The organism is uncultured Williamsia sp. (genome assembly GCF_947494875.1).
Classification (GTDB): Bacteria; Actinomycetota; Actinomycetes; order Mycobacteriales; family Mycobacteriaceae; genus Williamsia_A.
The window spans coordinates 389622-407127 of sequence record NZ_CANLWM010000004.1 but is presented as its reverse complement, the minus strand read 5'-3'; the positions used below and the strand labels follow the sequence as shown (position 1 = coordinate 407127).

Genomic DNA, 17506 nt, shown 5'->3' with positions numbered 1-17506 from the left:
GGGCTCACTCGAGCGGCGGCGACCAGGCGACCTGCATCAGACGGTCGCCGGCCCGGGTGACGAGGACGCCCCGCCCGGGCGGCCGCGGTGCGCTCTTCGTCGAACCGAGCAGCACGCCCTCGTCCTTCGGCGCGCTCATCATGAGTCCGTCGACGGACAGGTCCTTGAGTCGGCTGATGACGGGGTCGAACAGCGACCGCGAGGCTCCACCGCTGCGGCGGACCACGATGAGGTGCAGACCGATGTCCCGGGCCTGCGACAGCATGTCGACCAGGGGCAGCAGCGGATTGCCCGACGCGACCGCGACCATGTCGTAGTCGTCGACGACGACGTAGATCTCCGGCCCCTCCCACCACGAGCGGTCCCGCAGTTCCGCCGCGGTCACATCCGGCCCGGGCACGCGACCGGCCAGGACGCCGGCGAGCTCCTGCACGAGCGGCTCCGCCTGCTGCGCCGACGTCGCGTAGGCGGCCAGGTGGTTGCCCGAGACCTCACCCAGCAGCGACCGCCGGTAGTCGACGAGAAGGATCTTCGTGTCGGCGGGACGTCCGTTCTCGACGAGCCCGCGGACGATCGTGCGCAGCAGCGTCGTCTTGCCGCTCTCGACGTCGGCGAACGCGAGGAAGTGCGGCTGGGTGGCGAAATCGAGCACCACCGGCGACAGTTCGGCCTCGTCGATCCCGATCGCGACCTGGGTCGGCCGGGGCCCCACCGGCCCGAACGCCCGCGCGACGACCTCGTCGCGGTCGACACGTTCGGGCAGCATGCGCACCGCGGGTGCCTTGTGGTCGGGGTGGAACGCCGACACCGCGGAGACCGCGCCGACCACACCGGCCGACAGGTCGTCGGTCCGGGACGAGCCGTCGAGGCGGGGGATGCCGATGAGCATGTGCAGCCGGTCCGGGCTCAGGCCGCGACCGGGACGTCCGATCGGCACCGTCGCGGCGACCTTGCGGTCGATCTCCGAGTCGGCCGGATCACCCAGTCGCAGCTCGATCCTCGTCCCGAGGAGGTCCTTGACCACCGGGCGGATCTCCATCCACCGCGACGCGCTGATCACCAGGTGGATGCCGTAGGACAGGCCCTGCGCGGCGAGCGCGGAGAAGGTGTCCTCGAGCGCCTCGTGTTCCGCGCGGATGGTCGCCCAGCCGTCGACGACGAGGACGACGTCACCGAAGCGATCGTCGGCGACACTGGCGTCGCCGGTGGAGCGCCGCCGACGGAACTCCTGCATCGAGTCGATGCCGAGCTCGCGGAACCGGGCCTCCCGGCGCCGCAGCACGGTGACCACCTCGGCCACGGTCCGACGGACCCGGTCCTCGTCGAGGCGTGTGGCGACCGACCCCACGTGCGGCAGTCCGGCCAGGCCCGCCAGGGTGCCGCCGCCGAAGTCCAGGCAGTAGAACTGCACCTGTTCCGGGGTGTGGGTCACCGCGGCGGACAGGATCAGCGTCCGCAGCGTCGTTGACTTGCCCGACTGCGGACCGCCGATCACCGCGGCGTGGCCCTGCGCACCGGCGAGGTCGAGCGTGAGCACGTCGCGCCTCTGATCGTACGGGCGGTCGACGATGCCGATCGGGAACCGCAGCGCGGAGGTCGAGGACGCGGCCGTCGACCGCCAGTCGCGCACCGGCAGCAACGCGTCCACCGACGGCGACTCGTCGAGGGGCGGCAGCCAGACCTCGTGGGCGGCACGGCCGTGACCCTCCAGCTGGGCGACCACGGTGTCGAGGACCGTGACGGCGCGTCCGTCACGCAGCACCGGGTCCTCGACGACCGGCTCGGGCAGGACCTCGGCGATCCCGTCACCGGCCGGACGGACGTCGGGGACCTCGGTCGCGGTGAAGAACCGGATGGGCACCGCCGGACCGGACCGACCGGTCACGTCGTTGCGTCGGGTCGTCGTCGACGGGACATACGGCCCGGACACGTACGAGGCGTTGAACCGGACCGGCTCGGAGGAGTCGCACTTGAGATAGGCCGACCCGGGGACCGCGGGCAGGTGGTAGGCGTCGGGGACCCCGAGCACGGCGCGGGACTCACTGGCGGAGAACGTCTTCAGTCCGATGCGGTAGGACAGGTGGGAGTCGAGTCCGCGGAGCTTGCCCTCCTCGAGTCGCTGGGACGCGAGCAGCAGGTGCATCTGCAGCGACCGTCCCAGACGGCCGATCATCACGAAGAGCTCCGCGAAATCAGGCTTCTGCGAGAGCAGCTCGGAGAACTCGTCGACGACGATGAACAGCGCGGGCAACGGGTCCAGCGCGGCCCCGTTCATCCGCGCACGCTCGTAGTCGGCGACGTTCGCGAAGTTGCCCGCCGACCGGAGCAGCTCCTGACGGCGGTTCATCTCGCCGGCGAGCGCGTCACGCATGCGGTCGACCATCGCCAGCTCGTCCTCGAGGTTGGTGATCACCGCCGCGACGTGGGGAAGCCCGTCGAGCCCGAGGAACGTCGCGCCGCCCTTGAAGTCGACGAGGACCAGGTTCAGGGACTCGGGGGCGTGGGTGGTCACCATCGACAGCACGAGTGTGCGCAGGAACTCCGACTTGCCGGAACCCGTTGCGCCGATGCACAGCCCGTGCGGCCCCATCCCGTTCTCGGCCGCCTCCTTGATGTCGATCTCGAGGGGCTGACCGGTTTCCGTCACGCCCACGGGCACCCGGAGGCGATCCCGCGGGGTCCGCGGACGCCACACGCGGTCGGGATCGACGTTGCCGGCGTCGGGGACGCCGATCAGGCGCATGAGTCCCGGATCGCGCGGCCCGGTCTCGGCGTCGAGGTTGATCAGCTGCGCCGCCGTCGCCAGCGAGTACCGCGCCATCCGCCGGGCGACGGCCTCGGCGGTCTCCACCGACACCTGGTCGGCGACCGCGAAGTTCTCCACCCCGAACGCCGACCGCGCGCCCAGGGCGCCCTTGTCGAGCACGAGCTGGGTGCCGCGGCGCGCGGCGAGCGTCAGCGGGTTGTCGGCGAGGCCGAGGACCGTCACCGAGTCGAGCCCGCCGTCGTTGATGGACCGCTCGTCTCCGTTGACGTAACCGCCGGCGAGCACGACGAGCCACTGGATCCGGCCGTCCGACGGGGATGCGTTGCGGGAGAACCGGGGTCGCTCGGTCAGCTCGGGGTCGTGATCCTCCTCGAACTCGCGCAACGAGTGGTAGAGCATCCGCGCCGGGCCCGCGCCGTCGCGCCGGGTGGGGTGCTGGACGTGCGGCAGCCACTTCGCCCAGGACCAGTCGGTCGTCTCAGGATCCGGGCAGACGATCGCCACGCGCACCAGGTCCGGTCCGTGGAAGGTGCACAACTGCAGGATCATCGAGCGGGCGAGGGCGTTGACCTCGTCGGTGATCCCCTCGACGGTGACGGCCGGGAACGCCCGCAGCGAGATCGCGGTGGGCAGACCGCGGACGACGGCGTGCATGCGGATGAACCGCCGCAACGCCATCACCGACACCGGTTCGAGGTCCTCGAGCGGTCCGGTCTCCGGCCGGGCGAGCCGCGTCGCCAGTCGCTGCGCACCGACACCCAGGCGTACGTGCGCGAAATCGGCGTCGTCGGAACGCCTCTCCCACATCCGGCGGGATCCGACGGCGGGGAGCAGGGACCCGGCCGCGGGATGCGACCACGACAGCGCACGCAGTTGATCGTGAGCGGTCTCGTCGACGTCCTTGCGCAGACGTCCGAGATAGCGCAGGTAGTCCTTGCGCTCCTCGTTCAGCTCGGCGGCCCGCGGGCCGCCACCGCGCCCACCGCTGGTCGCGAACATCCCGACCATCGACATCAGCATCATCATCGGGAACAGCAGGGTCACCGGGTTGCGCAGCGCCGACGAGCCGGCGGTGAAGAACAGCGCCATCATCCCGACCATCGCGACGACCATGACCACCGGCAACAGCCGCACCACGATGCTCGCGGGAACGGCGCGCGGGATCTCCGGCGGCGCCTGGACCGCCATCTCGCCACCGGGCAGCCGGGGGCGCGGCGCGCGCGCTCGACGGACGAAACCCTCGGTGGTCATGACGCGCCCTCCCCACTACCCCGGATCATTGCGTCGGCTATCGTACGTTCTCGCACAGCTGACAGGGAGGCGCTGGCTGCCGATGACGACCTACCCGCCCGGACCGGGGCCGATGCCGGGCAGTTCGACCGTGGGCGCGGCCATGTCCACCGGCCTGGCCACCAACCCCGTCGGACGCGACGCACCTCCCCGACGCACCGAACCGGCACTGTGTCGCGTCTCCGTGCTCAGCGGTCGCACCCAGGTCGACGTCGCGCTGCCCGCCGACGTCCCGGTCGCCTCGCTCGTCCCCGAGCTCGCCGGCCTGTTGCTGCGCAACCAGTTCGGTGAACCCGAACGCGTCCCCGACGACCTCGCCGTCCGGTGGACGCTCGGTCGGGTGGGTCAACCCGTCCTCGACGAGACCCGCACGCTGATCGAGTCGGGCGTGCACGACGGCGACCTCCTCGTCCTTCGGTCCGAGGGCACCGCCGAGCTCCCGACGGTCTACGACGACGTCATAGACGCGGTCGCCGGCATCACCCGCCGCGAGTTCCGGTCGTGGTCGGCGGCCGCGGCACGGTGGGTCGGCGTGATCGCCTTCCTGGCCGCCGTGTCCGTGTCGGCCGTGCTGACCGCGGTCGCGTCCTGGTCCGACCACCGCTACGACCTCGCCGGTGTCGCGTTCGCAGCGTTCGGTGTGTTCTTCGTCGCCGACATCGTCGCCCGCTCGACGGGCGACCGGATGGTCGGCGCCGCACTGACGGTGGCGTCGGCGCTGGCGGTGTTCGTCGGGTGCCTCGCCGTGCTGCCCGCGGCCGACCATTCCGCGAACGTGCTCCTCGGCGCGGGTGTGGCGGTCCTGGTGGGCGTCGTCGCGCTGCGGGTGACCGCGGGTGAACCCTTCACCCACCTCGCGCTGATCACCGTCTCGACCCTCGTCGGGCTGGGAGCGCTGGGGCAGCTGCTCGTCGGCGCGCCGGTCCAGCACACCGCCGCCGTCGTGGCGGTCGTCGCGCTGCTGGTCGCGCTCATCGCGCCGCGGCTGACGATCCTGCTGGTGCGCCTGCCGATCCCGACCGTCCCGTCCGCGGGTGCGTCGCTCGACGACATCGACCCGCCCGAGACCCCGAACATCAACGCCGGCGTCGCCGCGATCGGTGCCGTCGCGCTGCCCGAGACGGCCGCCCTGGAGCTGCGGGCGAAGGCGGCGAACGCCCACATGTCCGGGCTGATGCTCGGTGCCGCGGCCGTCGCCGCGACGTGCTCGGTGATACTCGCGGTGCCCCGCGCGGGCGTCGACTGGAAGTCGTTGCTCCTGGGCGTGCTCGTCACCGCCGCGATCGTGCTGCGTGGCCGCTCGCACAGTGACCTCGTGCAGGCCGCGGGGATGATCGGGCTCGGCGCGGTGGGGCTCCTCGGTGTCGTCGCGACGCAGTCGCTCGCGGACTCGATGTGGGCGGTCCTCGCCGTGGGCCTGACGCTGGTCGTCGCGGCGGCCGCGTTCGCCTTCGGGGTCATCACGCCGTCGATGGAGTTCTCGCCGGTGATGCGGCGGATCGGCGAGATCCTCGAATACCTCGTCATCACCGCCACGGTGCCCATCGCGGCATGGGTCATCGGGCTGTACTCCGTCGCCCGCGGCGCGTGGTGAGCGGTGCTGTTGCTCGGCGCGGGCGCACCGCGCTCCTGCGCGTCGGTCTGGCCGCGGCGGTCGGCGTGGCCGCGACCTCCGCACTGCCGCTGACAGACTCGGCAATGGTCGGTGTCGCCCGAGCGATGACGCCGCCCACGATCGCCGGTCCGGTGCCCTCCGACAGCCCGATCGCCCCGTCCGCACCGACACGCCAGACGTCGCTGTGTTCGGAGATGGTCTCGACCAAAGCCGATCACATCGCACCTCCTACGAGCCTGCAGATGCTCGACATCGACCAGGCGTGGAAGTTCTCGCGGGGCGCGGGCCAGCGGGTGGCCGTCATCGACACCGGGGTCTTTCGCCACCCTCGACTCTCGGTGATCCCGGGTGGCGACTACGTGTCGTCGGGCAACGGGACCACGGACTGCGACGGTCACGGCACCCAGGTCGCGGGAATCATCGCCGCGAAGCAGTCGCCCGACGACGGGTTCGCCGGTGTCGCGCCGGACGCGACGATCATCGCCATCCGGCAGTCGTCGGCGAATTACGGTCCCGCGGACTCCAAGCAAGCGTCGTCGTCGGCGCCGGTGCTACCGGAGGGTGCCTCGGAGGGCGCAGGCGACGTGACAACGCTCGCGCGGGCCGTCGTGCGTGCGGTGAATCTCGGCGCCACCGTCATCAACATCTCGGTCTCGGCGTGCGGCCCCGCCGGGAGCGACCTCGGTGACCGGGCGCTTGGCGCGGCCGTGAAATTCGCCTATGACCGCAACGTCGTGGTGGTCGCCGCGGCCGACAACACGTCGCCCGGGAACGGCGGCGCGTGCGCGCAAAACGCCGCGGCGGCGCAGGGCGGTCGCGACCCGGATCCGTGGTCGATGGTGTCCACCAAGTCCTCACCTGCGTACTTCACGCCCTACGTGGTGAGTGTCGGGGCCGTCGAGGACGACGGGACGCCCGCGACGTTCTCACTCGCCGGTCCGTGGGTGACCGTCGCCGCCCCCGGTCGGGACATGGAGTCGCTCAACACGTCCCCGAACCCCGCCGTCATCGACGCCACGCGCTACCCGGACAAGCCCATTCCAATCACCGGGACCAGCTTCGCCGCGCCGTTGGTCTCCGGTCTGGCGGCGCTGATCCGGTCGAAGTTCCCGCAACTCACCGCGCGTCAGGTCATCGACCGCATCACCCGTACGGCGCACCATCCCGCCGACGGGCGCGACGGCGCGGTCGGGTACGGCCTCATCGATCCCGTCGCCGCGCTCACCACCACCACCCCCGACGCCCTCCCGTCGGGGGCCGATTCCGCCGACCCACGAACGGGCGACTCCCGCAACGTGTTCGCCGCCGAGCCGCTGCGTCCGGCACCGGCCACACCGGCCCCGAGTGCCGTGCCCCGGTACGTCGCCATCGGGGTCGCGGCGGGTGCGGGTCTCCTCGCCGTGTTGTCCTGGATGCTCGTGCGACGCCGCACGGGTGACCGTCGGCGACTCCGCGAGGGCATCGACTACTGATGCCGACGGGCGATGCGTGGACCCTGCGCACGCTGCACTTCCGGCAGCTCTGGGCCGAGGCGGACGGCATCGACTTCCCGTCGGAGTTCGCCGCGGCCGACGCGCGCACCGCCTCGACCGGCGACGAGTCCCCCGGCCGGCCACTCGCCGAGCTCAGTGAGCCGCGCCGGGCGGCGATCGCCGCCCTCACCCGGCCGCTGGTCACGATCGCGGTGGCCGGCCTCGACGCTCGACAGCCGTTCGAGGACCCCGGCCACCACCGTCGCGTGGTGTCGGCGACACGGGACATGCAGACGGTGATCGTCGCGCGTCAGGAGTTGACCGGATCCGTGAGTCTCGGGGGGACCGTGTCGATCACGCGGCACACCGCGTCGGACTGGACCCGCGACATCGTGGCCATGCTGCCCCGCTCCGACGGCGCCGGCTCCCTCCCCACCGACACCGACGTGACGTTCCGACAGCTGCCCGGCATCGACGCGAGCACCATCGCCGTCGTCGAGCCACCGCCGAGGCCGTCGGCCGCTGCCGCCTTCGCCCGCGACGACCCGGCGACCTGCGGGTCACTGCGCATCCAGGTCGGTTCCGCCGTCGACGGTCACCGACCGTCGGTGATCGAGGCCCGCTACCGCGACATCCCCGGCGACGGCCGCTACCTGCTGATCGTCGACGAGCCGGGCGTCGCCATGGGCGTCGACGCCGCCCGGTTCGCGTCGACCCTCAACCGCGTGGTGAACACGGTGCGCCGCAGGCACGGTGAACAGCCGTGATCCTCGAGGTCATCCGGGACCAAGCTCGGCACCACTGGAGCGACGGGTCCGTCACATCCGCCCAATCGTTCCCCGCCACCGGCAACTTCGATCTCCCCGCCAATGCCCACGGTGTGCTGATGGTCCACAACGAGGACGTCGTCGACACAGGCGCCGGATTCGACACCCACCGGCACGAGAACGTCGAGATCGTCACCTGGGTCCTCGAGGGGGCCGTCGAACACCGCGACTTCAACGGCAACTCCGGGATCCTCACGCCGGGCCTGGTCCAGCGGATGTCCGCCGGTCGGGGAATCACCCACTCCGAACGCAACGCCTCGACGCGCGCCGAGGATGTCGCCGCCCACGTGGTGCAGATGTGGCTTCCCCCCGACGGCGACGGACGCGACCCGTCCTACGCCGAACACGACTTCACCGACGAACTCGCCGGCGGGCAACTGATCCCGGTGGTGTCCGGGCGGGCCGGACATCGCGGCACCACCGCACTCGACATCGGCAACCGCTTCGTCGCGCTGCACGCGGCCCGTCCCCGCGCCCGGCAGGGTGTGACGCTGCCCGCCGCGCCGTTCGGACACCTCTTCGTCGCGCGTGGTGCGGTGGAACTCGTCGGGACCGGGCGCCTCGACACCGGCGACGCGGTCCGCACCACCGACGCCGACGAGATAGCGCTGATCGCAACGGACGACGCGGAGATCCTGTTCTGGGAGATGCACGCGTCGTTCGACCTGTAGACGCTGCCCGGGCTCAGGATCCGGCGTCGGGCGCGACGTCCGAGCGTTCGACGAGCGCGGAGTTGCGGGCCAGGGCCGGACCCGGCGGCATCAACTTCACGATGGGATAGGGCGCCGTGAGGGGTTTCGGCATCCCGAGGTCGTCGGCCGCAGTGTCGGGGACGCCGTAGCGCACGCCCGTGTCCGCGACGAGGAAGTCCGAGGCGGCACGATCGCTGCCCGGGCTGCTGCCGGTGGTGCGGACGAAGTAGTTGGTCCCCGGCGGGACGTAGGTGACGTCGGCGCCGAGGCCGTCGTTGCGAGCGCCCACCGTCGGCAACAGAGATTTCTCGTTCGCCACGGGGAAGTCGGGTTCCAGCGCGACCGCCGTCGACGCCTCCGCGTCGCCGTCCTTGCTCCAGCGGAAGCACAGCGCCTTCTGGGCGGTGCCGTCGACCTCGTCGGGGGCGGTGTCGGGGTAGCCGTCGACGTCGAGCGACGTCACCTGGGGGATAGCGGTGAGCGCACCCGGGCTCACGGTGATCGGTTGTCCGCTGGTGGGGGTGGCGGCACGGATCAGGTCCGCGACGAACGGCGACACCTTCTGGATCCCCGAGGACAGCACCACGTACAGCTGGTCCTGCTCGCCCGCTCCGGTGTCGAGGCTGGAGACGCGCAGGATCGATCCGATTCGGGCGCCGTCGAGAGCGAACCGCGACGCGTCGCCCGCACCCGGGATCCGCGGCGCCTCGATGGCGCGTGACGGCGGGATGGCATCCAGCAGTGCAGGACTCACCGACCGGGCCTGCACCGACTGCAGCCCGAGCGCCTGACGGACGACGAGATCGTCGGGATCGATCTGCGCGCGGGTACCGCGGTACACCACGAAGTACTCGTCGCCGCTGCGCACGTAGAGCGCATCGGACCCGCCCAGCTGACGGGCGCCCAGGCCCGGTGCGGGCTTGCCCGCGACGACACCGACCGTCGGGGTGCCGTCCGGGTCGCGGGGCTCGTCGAGGCGATCACAGACCGACCAGATCGAGAGTCCGGGGCCGCCCGTCGCCGACAGATCGCTCGGCGCACCCGGGATGCCGAGCTGCGCCCCCCGCGGGTACCCCGCCAGCACGGAGTCGCTGACGGAGTTGGGCTTCTCCGCCTTCCCGGCCACGAGCCGCGCCGACGCGAGGTTCAGCGCGGGATGCAGGCGTCCGTCGACGATGACGTAGAGCTGACCGGACTGCTTGCTCATCACGATCGTCGAGTCGCCGACGGAGCCCTGGGGCTTGAAGATGCTGAACGCCACCGCGCCACCGACCACGACGAGGGTGAGGACCAGCCCCGCGATCAGTGATTTCACGTGCCCGCTCATCGGGTCGTGGATCATGCGGATGTCTCGACGGACGAGAGCGTGCTCGAGCCGTCGCAGCAGGAAACGGTAGCCGCTGACCTGCGACTTCGTCGTCCGCTGTGCCATCATCGACCCCCGTCCGAGCTCGCTCCGCCCTGCCCCGTCCGACCGCCGGCAGGCCGCGTCGGCGCTCGCCGCGGCAGCCATTCAGCTGTACAGAACCGTTGCTAAGGTAGCCGACGTGTCGCACCCGACCCGGCCCGGCTCCTCGCCCCGCACCTCGTCTCTCGTCCGGGTGCTGCCCCTGTGGTCGGTCATCGCCGCCGAGGTGGTCGCCGTCGTCGTCTTCGCCGTCCTGCGGGCGGTCGGGGTCGCGTTCCTCCCCGCTGTCGCGGCCACCGTCGTCGTCGGCGTGATCGGTGCGGCTCTGGCCGTCCGGGCGCCCGCGGACATCTCGGTCTACGGCCGTGTCGGACGCCGCCTCGCCTACCTGCGACGTGTGACCCGGACCCCGGACGACCCACCGGTCCCCTTCGACCTGCCCCAGTCCGACGGCACGGCGATCGGAGCGCGCTGGGCCGACGACCGCCTGATCACCGTCGTCCGTATCGCCCGCCCGGTCGCACCGACGGCGCTGGTCCCGACGAACTCCGTCGTGTCGACCTCGGGGTTGTCGCTGGGTGTGGTGGCACGGGCGTTGTCGCAGTTCGACATCGAGCTGGAGTCCATCGACGTCGTCGCGCACGGGTGGCGATCACGCGCCGCGGCGCATCTCACCGGCCCGTACTCGACGCTCACCGCCAACCTGCCCACGGTCCCGCAGCAGGACGTGTGGGTGGTGCTCCGACTCGATCCACTGCTGTGTCCCGACGCCATCGAGGCGCGCGGCGGCGGGCCCACCGGCGTGCTGCGCACCGCGATCACGGCCACCCGCCGCGTCGCCAACCACCTCGCCCACGAGGGGTACCGGCCGTCGATCCTCTCCGCCGCCGGGATCAGTGCCATGGGTGCACAACTGGTCGACCACGCCCGGGTGGAGGACGCCGCGGAGGGGTGGACCTCCATCGCCGACGGCTCCTACTCGACGACCTCCTACGCGCTCACCCGGACCATCGACGACGACCTCGGCACGAAGATCTGGATGACCCCGAGCCTGGCGACGACATGCGCCACCCGGTTGCGCCGCCAGGGAACGGATTACGAGGTCTCGACGGTGGTCCGGTTCGCCGCGGTCGGCGAGCTCGCGCTGACCCCGCCCGCCGAGCTCCGTCGTCTCGACGGTCGGCAGCGCGCCGCGCTGAACCGCACCCTGCCGATCGGTCGTGACGACATCGCAGCCCTGCCGCGTGATGTCCTCGACCTCGACGCGCTCGACGGCATCCGTGTCGTCGACGGTGGGCACGGACAGTTGTTCGGCGCCAACATGAACGGCGAGGCCCTGGCCATCCCCCTCTTCGGGTCCGACGTGCGCCGCGTGGACGTCTACGGGTCGGCCTTCCTCGCGCAACAGATCGTCGTGCGCGCCATCGCGGTCGGGGCACGCGTCGTCGTCCGCACCGACCGCCCCGACACGTGGGCACCGCTCGTGACGAACGTCAACGATCCCCGCACGCTGTACATGTTCTCGTCACCGATCGAGCAGCGGCACACCGTCGCCCACTACTCGCTGTGCATCCTGGACGCCCGTGAGGCCACCGAGGACCCGACGGTCGGCACCCAGCTGCGCGTCCATCGGACCGCCGGCATCCCCGAGCGACTCGACGAGACGTCGGACGTCGCCATCTATCAGGACAACCGCGATCAGACGCGGGCCTACGTCGTGACGAGGACCGAGACGTGTGCCGCCTCGCTCGTCGCGCTCCCCGCGGAGGGCTCTCTGATCGACGGCGGACGCCAGGTCCGTCGACCGCAGCAGCCGCCGGCGCCCGTCGGCGCGGGACGACCGGGTCTCGACGACCACCGTCCCCCACCCTCCGCGAATCCCCAACGACCCGCGGCGCCTCCGCCACCGGTCGACGAGCGTCGCAGCCGGCACTCCCTCGGCGACGAGTGAGGGCGACGCCGGACCCCCGCAGTCACTGCCCGTACGTGTAGCGCAGGCTCGCGAAGACGAGATCGCCGATGCGCTTGCCCATGTGGCGAACCTGCCGGTCGTCGGGGTTCGGTGGATCGACCATGAGCGTCCAGCGCACCGTCGCGTCCATCGACCCCTCCAGGTCGAAGCGGATCCGCGCATCGGGACGGCTCGTCCAGATCGACGACCACACGACGAGCGACGGCCGTTCGGCGACGACGATGTCCGGCTCCATCTCATCGTCGAGCAGCGTCAACCACGGGCGGCCGTTGTGCCGCAGCGGGTTCGCGAGGTCGTCGAACACCACCCACGCGGGCGGTGGCAGGCTGTTCAGCCTCGAGGCGACGACGTCCATCCCGGGAAGGGTAGGGGTCGATGACCCGGCGAGCCACGGAATTGCCTTGCGCCCCCATGACGCCGTCGCGCATCGTCGTACGACGTCGACGCCGCTCGAGAGGAGGACCGCGATGGGACCGGACACGTATCCAGACGAGTGGCGTCCCTCTGCGGCCGACGGCCCGATCGTCGTGGTCGTCGACGGCGAGAGGTTCCGTGTGGAGATGCAGGCGGACGGCGGTTGTCGCTACACCTGGGTCTCGGGGCCGAACCCCGGTTACGGGTTCAGTTCCGGTCCCGTGCGCGTCGCGTGGAAGTCGGCCGGCGGGCGGCCGCCGGCTCCGCTCCCGCAACCCCTCCCCCCGATCGCGCACCATCGTCGGTCCATCCGCAGCTTCCTCGCCGAGATCGACCCCGAGACCGGATACCTCTCCGACTGACAGGACACGCAGTGTGGACGAGAGCGCGAGCCGACTCGACGAGGTGACCGACGTCGAGGCAATCGGCGGGTGGATCCGACTGCGACTCTCCGGACCGTTCGCCACCGCGACGATGATCACGCCGTCGGGGTACGAGTCCTACGTGCGTGTCCTTCACCCGGTTCGCGACCACACAGGGCGGACACGCACGTGGTCGTCGGTCGCAGAGGCGAGCGGCGCTGTTCTGCATTCCGAGGCGCAGTGGTGGTGTGTCGCGGGCGCCGACGCTGACGATCGCCGATCGATCACATCGTGCGTGGGGCACCCGTCGGTGGGCCGTCTCGGTCGGGCGACCACGAAGGCCCTGATGTCAGTGCTCGTCGACCGCACGACGACCCCTCAGCACTGCTTTTTCGGCGTCTGGGAGGGCGCGGGGTGGGCGATGCACGACGACCTCGTCAGGCATCCCGATCACGGGGACGACATGGACAGGCGAATCGCACGGATGGCGCAGGGCCCCATGATGTCTGATGGTCACTGTCGGTACGTCCTCCTCGCGGGTCCCGCTGATGCGATGGCAGAGGTCGGCGACCACTTCGGCGACGGCGGTCACGAGATGCTGGGCGCGCACATCGCCTGGCCCGAGGACCGGGCATGGTTCGTCGCGACCGGGATCGACTACGACTCGACGATCGTCGCCTGCGATCAGATCACCGCGGATGCGGTGCTCGCCCATCCCCTTCTCGAGGCTGTCGCGTTCCCGCCGACCGGGCGACTGGACATCGATGCGGACACGGTGAACAACCCGCGCCGGTGACGCCGTCGACCTGCGACGTCAGAGGTCGCCGAGAGCGGATGCGCCTGCGATCTGGTGTGAGCGTCCGCCGCCGTCGCGCTTCGCCACGTAGAGAGCGTTGTCGGCGATGACCAGGGCGACCTGCAGATCGTCGACGCCGCCGCGGCGCAACGTCGTGCCCCCGACGCTGACCGTGAGTCCGGCGATGTCGGCGGCGCGCACGGCTCGGCACACCTCGTCGGCGAAGGTCGGACGGTCGGCCACCGAGACGATGCCGAACTCGTCGCCGCCGAGCCGACCGACGACCGACGAGTCGCCGAAGCGGCCCAACACGGCCGCCACCTCGCGGAGGGCGAGATCACCCCGGTGGTGACCGTGGGTGTCGTTGAACTTCTTGTAGCGGTCGATGTCGACGAGCAGGACCGAGATCGGCGCGTCGGCGGAGGTGGTCTCGACCAACCGTGCGGCGTGGTAGTCGAACCCTCGCCGGTTCCACAGTCCGGTGAGGGGATCGGTGTCCGTCTCGCGCCGCTGGGACCGCAGGCCGTTCTTGATGTGTTTGGAGAACACCGCCAAAAGCAGGGTGGTCGCGTTGAGACCGATGACGCCGCAGCCCGCCGCACCGATGGCGGCCGGCGTGCTGGGCACGAGGTCCGACTCGACGAGACGGACGGCCATCACGATGAGATAGCCGTTGATCCACACCGTGTGGAACGCGAGGGTCGCGCGCGTCCCGAAGAACGCGCCGAACGCGCACACCGGGGCGAACAGGGGTGCGCCGACGAGGCCGAGCAGCGGGTTGGCGAGCGATGCGTGCACGGACGATGTTCCGATGTCCGCCCAGACGAGGAACCCGAACCCGCGCCACCGCACGGACGGGTCCTCCGGTGACCACCACAGGGTGTCCATGTCGGTCGAGCGGAACCACAGCGCCATCGGGATGGTGGTCGCACAGACGACCAGGGTCGTGATCTGGCCGGTGAGGGTGGTGATGAGACCGGGTGAGAACACCGCGGACACACCGACGACGCCGAAGAGCAGGATGACGACGCAGACGGCTCGCCGAAGTGGACGCCTGTCCACGGGGATCGCGGACAGGATGTGGTGCTGCTCGGCCGTCAGCGAGCCAGGCGTGGTCTCCGCCATCGTCCCCCGGTGTGCTCGGACATCGGAACGGCATCGCTGTGTACGACCGCCGCTCTGGTGTCGTGTTCGTGTGACCACGGTAACTCGCGTGCTCGGCACCCCCGCAGAGCGGCGTTCACGCAGCGGTTTGCTGCCGGACACCGTGGGTTCACCGACGGGGAGATCGGTGAGCTCTGACGCCGACGGGCGGTGCACCGATCACTCGGCGCACCGCCCGTCGCGGTGAGATTGATGCAGCTCAGGCGTTGAAGGTCCGCGCCACCGCACGCTCGGTGTCGGACATGTTGCCCTGGCCGTCCGTCGCCGCGCGGATGATCTGGGCGAGGACGCCCTGGATCTCGGTGACGTCGTTCGTCCACTTCTGGTGGACGGTGCGGAAGGCGGCCGACGCCTCCGACTGGGGATCCCAGCTCTGCTCGATCTGGCGGCGGATGCCCTCCATCTCGTTGTTCAGCTGGTTGAACTGGTTCATCTTCGAGGAGATCTCCTCGAGCAGCCCGGTCAGCTGGGCCGTGTTGTAGACGATGAGTCCGTCTGCGCTCATGGTGTCGATGCCTTTCTGTGGGTCGAGGAGATCAGAGGTTGAGGCCGCCGCCGGCGCTGCGCAGGCCGGCCGAGGCGTCGGTGTCGGTGCTGGAGTAGTTCTTGGTGCCCGCGTTCACGCTCTGCAGCACCTCCTGCATGGTCTGCTGCAGCTTGGTCGACCCGGCCTGGTAGCGCGCGTTCACGTTCTGGAACTCTCGCGAGGCGTCACCGGCCCAGATGGATGCGTGACCCGCCTGCTGCACGACCGACTCGGTCTGCCGCAGCACCGACCGCATGTGGTCCTGGAGCGCCTCGGCCTTCTGCCGGAGTTGGTCGACTGACCCGGTGTCGATATTGGTGCCCTGTGCCATCAATCTCTTCCTTCGTCGTGTCCGAATCCACGGACGCCTGTGGTGTGACGGGAGACGTTCCCCCGCCGATCCCAGCCGGCGGTCATCAGACGCCCCCGGGAAGTGTGTGTGCGAGCTGACGCAGCGCGGCGGTCACGCGACCGCCGTCGCCCGGTGCGATGGACGTCCACCGCTCACCGGACTCGGACGGGGTCGCGACGGAGAGGGCACGGCCGCGGGGCGTGTCGAACACGGCAATCACCGTGCGACGCGCGGGATCGCCCGCGAGCGCGACGATCTCGGTCTGTCCGACGCAGTCGCACAGCGTCGCGGCCAGCACGCGTGCCGTCGCCTCCGGTTGCCCGAGCGCGAAGAAGGCGGCGGCGTGGTCGGTCTCGTCGATGCAGCCGCGCAGAGCGCGGTCGAGGACGTTGCTGGGGAACCGCGTCTCGGGGAGGTCAGCCCCGGCGGTCTCGCCGATCAGCGCCACCAGCTCCGACCGGACCAACCGAGCATCGTCGCCCGCGACGACCTCGCGGACGGTGAAGTCGGAACCGGTGCGAGACAGGAAGAAACGACGGTCTCCGGACGCCGCCAGGCACACCCGCAGGATCTGGGTGATGTCGATCCGACGGACCTCGACGGCCCAGTCGGGACGCGCGGCGGCAGCCAGGATCGTCCGCACATGCAGGTCGACGTTGTCGGCGTCGTCGATGACCTCGCGTTCGACGAGGGCCGCGCGTGCCTCGGACCGGGACGACGCCGTAAGCCCGTCCTCGACGGTCTCCTCGATGCGGAGAACCGTGGGCATGGTCTGGAGCCCGAGATGCTCACAGAGCGTGAGGATCTCCACGAGCGAGAAGGAGTGGACCACATCGGTGTCGATGACCATCACCCTCCCTCCCGCTCCGGCACCCCGAGTACCGACGGCGCCGCGGGCACATGACCCTCGGCGACGGCGTCCTGTACAGAATCATAGTTCGTCGCCACAGCAGGCGTGGGGGTCACGCCGGTGTGGGATGCGGAGGCCATCGGCGCGACGGGTGCGACCGGGGATCCGGCGACGGTCGTCGCATCAGCGGACTGCCCCACCACCGTCACCTCCTCGCTCGCGGCGAACGCCGAGCCCTGGTGTGCGGCACGGGCGGTCTGCGTCACGTACTCATTGGACGCACGCGGACCCAGACTGGTTCCACTCATCGCGGCGATCGCCATCATCGCGCCCTGGGCGGCGGCGACGGCGGCCGAATCCTGTTCCGCGAGACGGGCTTGCGCGGCGTCGCGCTGAGCGGAGGCCGCCGGCGCGTGCACGAGACCGGTGGGCACGGGCGCGGGTTCCCACGGCTTCGCGACAGGGGTCGTGGCCTGCTCATAGGTCTGCATGACCCGGGCGGCCTGCGCCTTCATGCCCATCGCCTGGTCGTCGAGTCGCGCGATCCCGCCCGCGATCAGCGCGGACGGCGGTGCGACGACGGCCTTGAGTGCCGCCTCCATCTGACCGACCGCTGCGATGACGCCGGCGTCGGGCATGGCGGCGACGGCGACCGTGTGCGCGATGGCCTGCCGCTCGGCGGCCTTGGCGTTGGCGCGCGCGTCGTCGGCGACGGCCTGCACCCACGCCCCGAGCTTGTCGACGGCGGCGAGCACGCCACCGCGGGTGGAGCCCGTCCACCCCTCGTCGACGATCTTGCGGACCGCCACGAATTCCTGCTGCAGCTCCTGCAGCGTGGACGCGATCGACCCCCAGGCCATCGCGGCCTCGAACATCGGTCGTTCGCCGGCGCCGGTGGTGAGCTGCCGGCTCAGCTCCTCGGCAGGCCGCACCTCCCACCGCACTCCGGTGAATCCGACCATGGTCTCGCCGTCCTCTCGATCGCGTCGATCAGGGTGT

General features: G+C 70.9%; 15 protein-coding genes. 7 read left to right on the top strand and 8 right to left on the bottom strand.

What is annotated here, in order from left to right; genetic code table 11:
• Nucleotides 1-4 precede the first annotated feature (4 nt).
• The gene (gene eccCa / locus Q1A98_RS12305) at nucleotides 5-4018 is read right to left on the bottom strand and encodes a type VII secretion protein EccCa (RefSeq protein ID WP_299573749.1); all 4014 of its coding nucleotides are present in this window, start codon (nucleotides 4016-4018) and stop codon (nucleotides 5-7) included.
• An 82-nt stretch (nucleotides 4019-4100) separates the two neighbouring features.
• Here eccCa and eccD point away from each other — a divergent pair, with 82 nt between their 5' ends.
• From eccD to Q1A98_RS12285, 4 genes are read left to right on the top strand one after another with little or no spacing between them, the layout of a single operon-like run.
• Nucleotides 4101-5651, top strand: a complete 1551-nt coding sequence (gene eccD, locus Q1A98_RS12300) for a type VII secretion integral membrane protein EccD (RefSeq protein ID WP_299573748.1) — start codon at nucleotides 4101-4103, stop codon at nucleotides 5649-5651.
• Complete coding sequence (gene mycP, locus Q1A98_RS12295; RefSeq protein WP_299573746.1) at nucleotides 5648-7144, top strand: type VII secretion-associated serine protease mycosin; 1497 nt, start codon at nucleotides 5648-5650, stop codon at nucleotides 7142-7144. Before eccD ends, mycP begins: the two co-directional genes overlap by 4 nt.
• Nucleotides 7144-7911, top strand: coding sequence for a hypothetical protein (locus Q1A98_RS12290; protein WP_299573743.1), 768 nt, complete (start codon nucleotides 7144-7146; stop codon nucleotides 7909-7911). Before mycP ends, Q1A98_RS12290 begins: the two co-directional genes overlap by 1 nt.
• Complete coding sequence (locus tag Q1A98_RS12285; protein WP_299573740.1) at nucleotides 7908-8642, top strand: pirin family protein; 735 nt, start codon at nucleotides 7908-7910, stop codon at nucleotides 8640-8642. The genes Q1A98_RS12290 and Q1A98_RS12285 overlap by 4 nt, the downstream gene beginning before the upstream one ends.
• Before the next feature lie 13 nt (nucleotides 8643-8655).
• Here the strand turns inward: Q1A98_RS12285 and eccB are convergent, their stop codons facing one another.
• The gene (gene eccB, locus Q1A98_RS12280; RefSeq protein ID WP_299573738.1) at nucleotides 8656-10176 is read right to left on the bottom strand and encodes a type VII secretion protein EccB; all 1521 of its coding nucleotides are present in this window, start codon (nucleotides 10174-10176) and stop codon (nucleotides 8656-8658) included.
• A 34-nt stretch (nucleotides 10177-10210) separates the two neighbouring features.
• Between eccB and eccE the strand changes: the two genes are divergently transcribed.
• Nucleotides 10211-12022 (top strand): type VII secretion protein EccE, encoded by a 1812-nt coding sequence (eccE, locus tag Q1A98_RS12275; protein WP_299573735.1) that lies wholly within the window; start codon nucleotides 10211-10213, stop codon nucleotides 12020-12022.
• 22 nt (nucleotides 12023-12044) lie between these two features.
• Here the strand turns inward: eccE and Q1A98_RS12270 are convergent, their stop codons facing one another.
• Complete coding sequence (locus Q1A98_RS12270) at nucleotides 12045-12398, bottom strand: hypothetical protein (protein ID WP_299573732.1); 354 nt, start codon at nucleotides 12396-12398, stop codon at nucleotides 12045-12047.
• A gap of 112 nt (nucleotides 12399-12510) precedes the next feature.
• On the opposite strand from Q1A98_RS12270, the gene Q1A98_RS12265 reads away from it, so the two are divergent.
• The gene (locus tag Q1A98_RS12265; protein WP_299573730.1) at nucleotides 12511-12819 is read left to right on the top strand and encodes a hypothetical protein; all 309 of its coding nucleotides are present in this window, start codon (nucleotides 12511-12513) and stop codon (nucleotides 12817-12819) included.
• A gap of 13 nt (nucleotides 12820-12832) precedes the next feature.
• Nucleotides 12833-13615, top strand: a complete 783-nt coding sequence (locus Q1A98_RS12260) for a hypothetical protein (protein WP_299573729.1) — start codon at nucleotides 12833-12835, stop codon at nucleotides 13613-13615.
• A gap of 18 nt (nucleotides 13616-13633) precedes the next feature.
• Here the strand turns inward: Q1A98_RS12260 and Q1A98_RS12255 are convergent, their stop codons facing one another.
• The 5 genes from Q1A98_RS12255 to Q1A98_RS12235 all read right to left on the bottom strand — a co-directional run bounded on the left by Q1A98_RS12255 (nucleotide 13634) and on the right by Q1A98_RS12235 (nucleotide 17469).
• Nucleotides 13634-14740, bottom strand: a complete 1107-nt coding sequence (locus Q1A98_RS12255; protein ID WP_299573726.1) for a diguanylate cyclase — start codon at nucleotides 14738-14740, stop codon at nucleotides 13634-13636.
• 238 nt (nucleotides 14741-14978) lie between these two features.
• A complete protein-coding gene (locus tag Q1A98_RS12250) occupies nucleotides 14979-15284 on the bottom strand; it encodes a hypothetical protein (RefSeq protein WP_299573723.1) in 306 nt (101 codons plus the stop codon).
• A gap of 31 nt (nucleotides 15285-15315) precedes the next feature.
• Nucleotides 15316-15636, bottom strand: coding sequence for a WXG100 family type VII secretion target (locus Q1A98_RS12245; RefSeq protein WP_299573721.1), 321 nt, complete (start codon nucleotides 15634-15636; stop codon nucleotides 15316-15318).
• Nucleotides 15637-15721: 85 nt separating this feature from the next.
• Entirely contained in the window at nucleotides 15722-16507 is a 786-nt protein-coding gene (locus Q1A98_RS12240; RefSeq protein WP_299573718.1) for an ESX secretion-associated protein EspG, read from the bottom strand.
• Nucleotides 16507-17469, bottom strand: coding sequence for a PPE domain-containing protein (locus Q1A98_RS12235; RefSeq protein WP_299573715.1), 963 nt, complete (start codon nucleotides 17467-17469; stop codon nucleotides 16507-16509). The genes Q1A98_RS12240 and Q1A98_RS12235 overlap by 1 nt, the downstream gene beginning before the upstream one ends.
• Between the last annotated feature and the right edge of the window lie 37 nt (nucleotides 17470-17506).

Excerpts from the sequence above, each read along its gene's own strand:
- eccCa (WP_299573749.1), bottom strand. The coding sequence starts at position 4,018 with ATGACCACCGAGGGTTTCGTCCGTCGAGCGCGCGCGCCGCGCCCCCGG.
- eccD (WP_299573748.1), top strand. The coding sequence starts at position 4,101 with ATGACGACCTACCCGCCCGGACCGGGGCCGATGCCGGGCAGTTCGACC.
- Q1A98_RS12290 (WP_299573743.1), top strand. The coding sequence starts at position 7,144 with ATGCCGACGGGCGATGCGTGGACCCTGCGCACGCTGCACTTCCGGCAG.
- eccB (WP_299573738.1), bottom strand. The coding sequence starts at position 10,176 with ATGGCTGCCGCGGCGAGCGCCGACGCGGCCTGCCGGCGGTCGGACGGG.
- Q1A98_RS12270 (WP_299573732.1), bottom strand. The coding sequence starts at position 12,398 with ATGGACGTCGTCGCCTCGAGGCTGAACAGCCTGCCACCGCCCGCGTGG.
- Q1A98_RS12265 (WP_299573730.1), top strand. The coding sequence starts at position 12,511 with ATGGGACCGGACACGTATCCAGACGAGTGGCGTCCCTCTGCGGCCGAC.
- Q1A98_RS12255 (WP_299573726.1), bottom strand. The coding sequence starts at position 14,740 with ATGGCGGAGACCACGCCTGGCTCGCTGACGGCCGAGCAGCACCACATC.
- Q1A98_RS12250 (WP_299573723.1), bottom strand. The coding sequence starts at position 15,284 with ATGAGCGCAGACGGACTCATCGTCTACAACACGGCCCAGCTGACCGGG.
- Q1A98_RS12245 (WP_299573721.1), bottom strand. The coding sequence starts at position 15,636 with ATGGCACAGGGCACCAATATCGACACCGGGTCAGTCGACCAACTCCGG.
- Q1A98_RS12240 (WP_299573718.1), bottom strand. The coding sequence starts at position 16,507 with ATGGTCATCGACACCGATGTGGTCCACTCCTTCTCGCTCGTGGAGATC.
- Q1A98_RS12235 (WP_299573715.1), bottom strand. The coding sequence starts at position 17,469 with ATGGTCGGATTCACCGGAGTGCGGTGGGAGGTGCGGCCTGCCGAGGAG.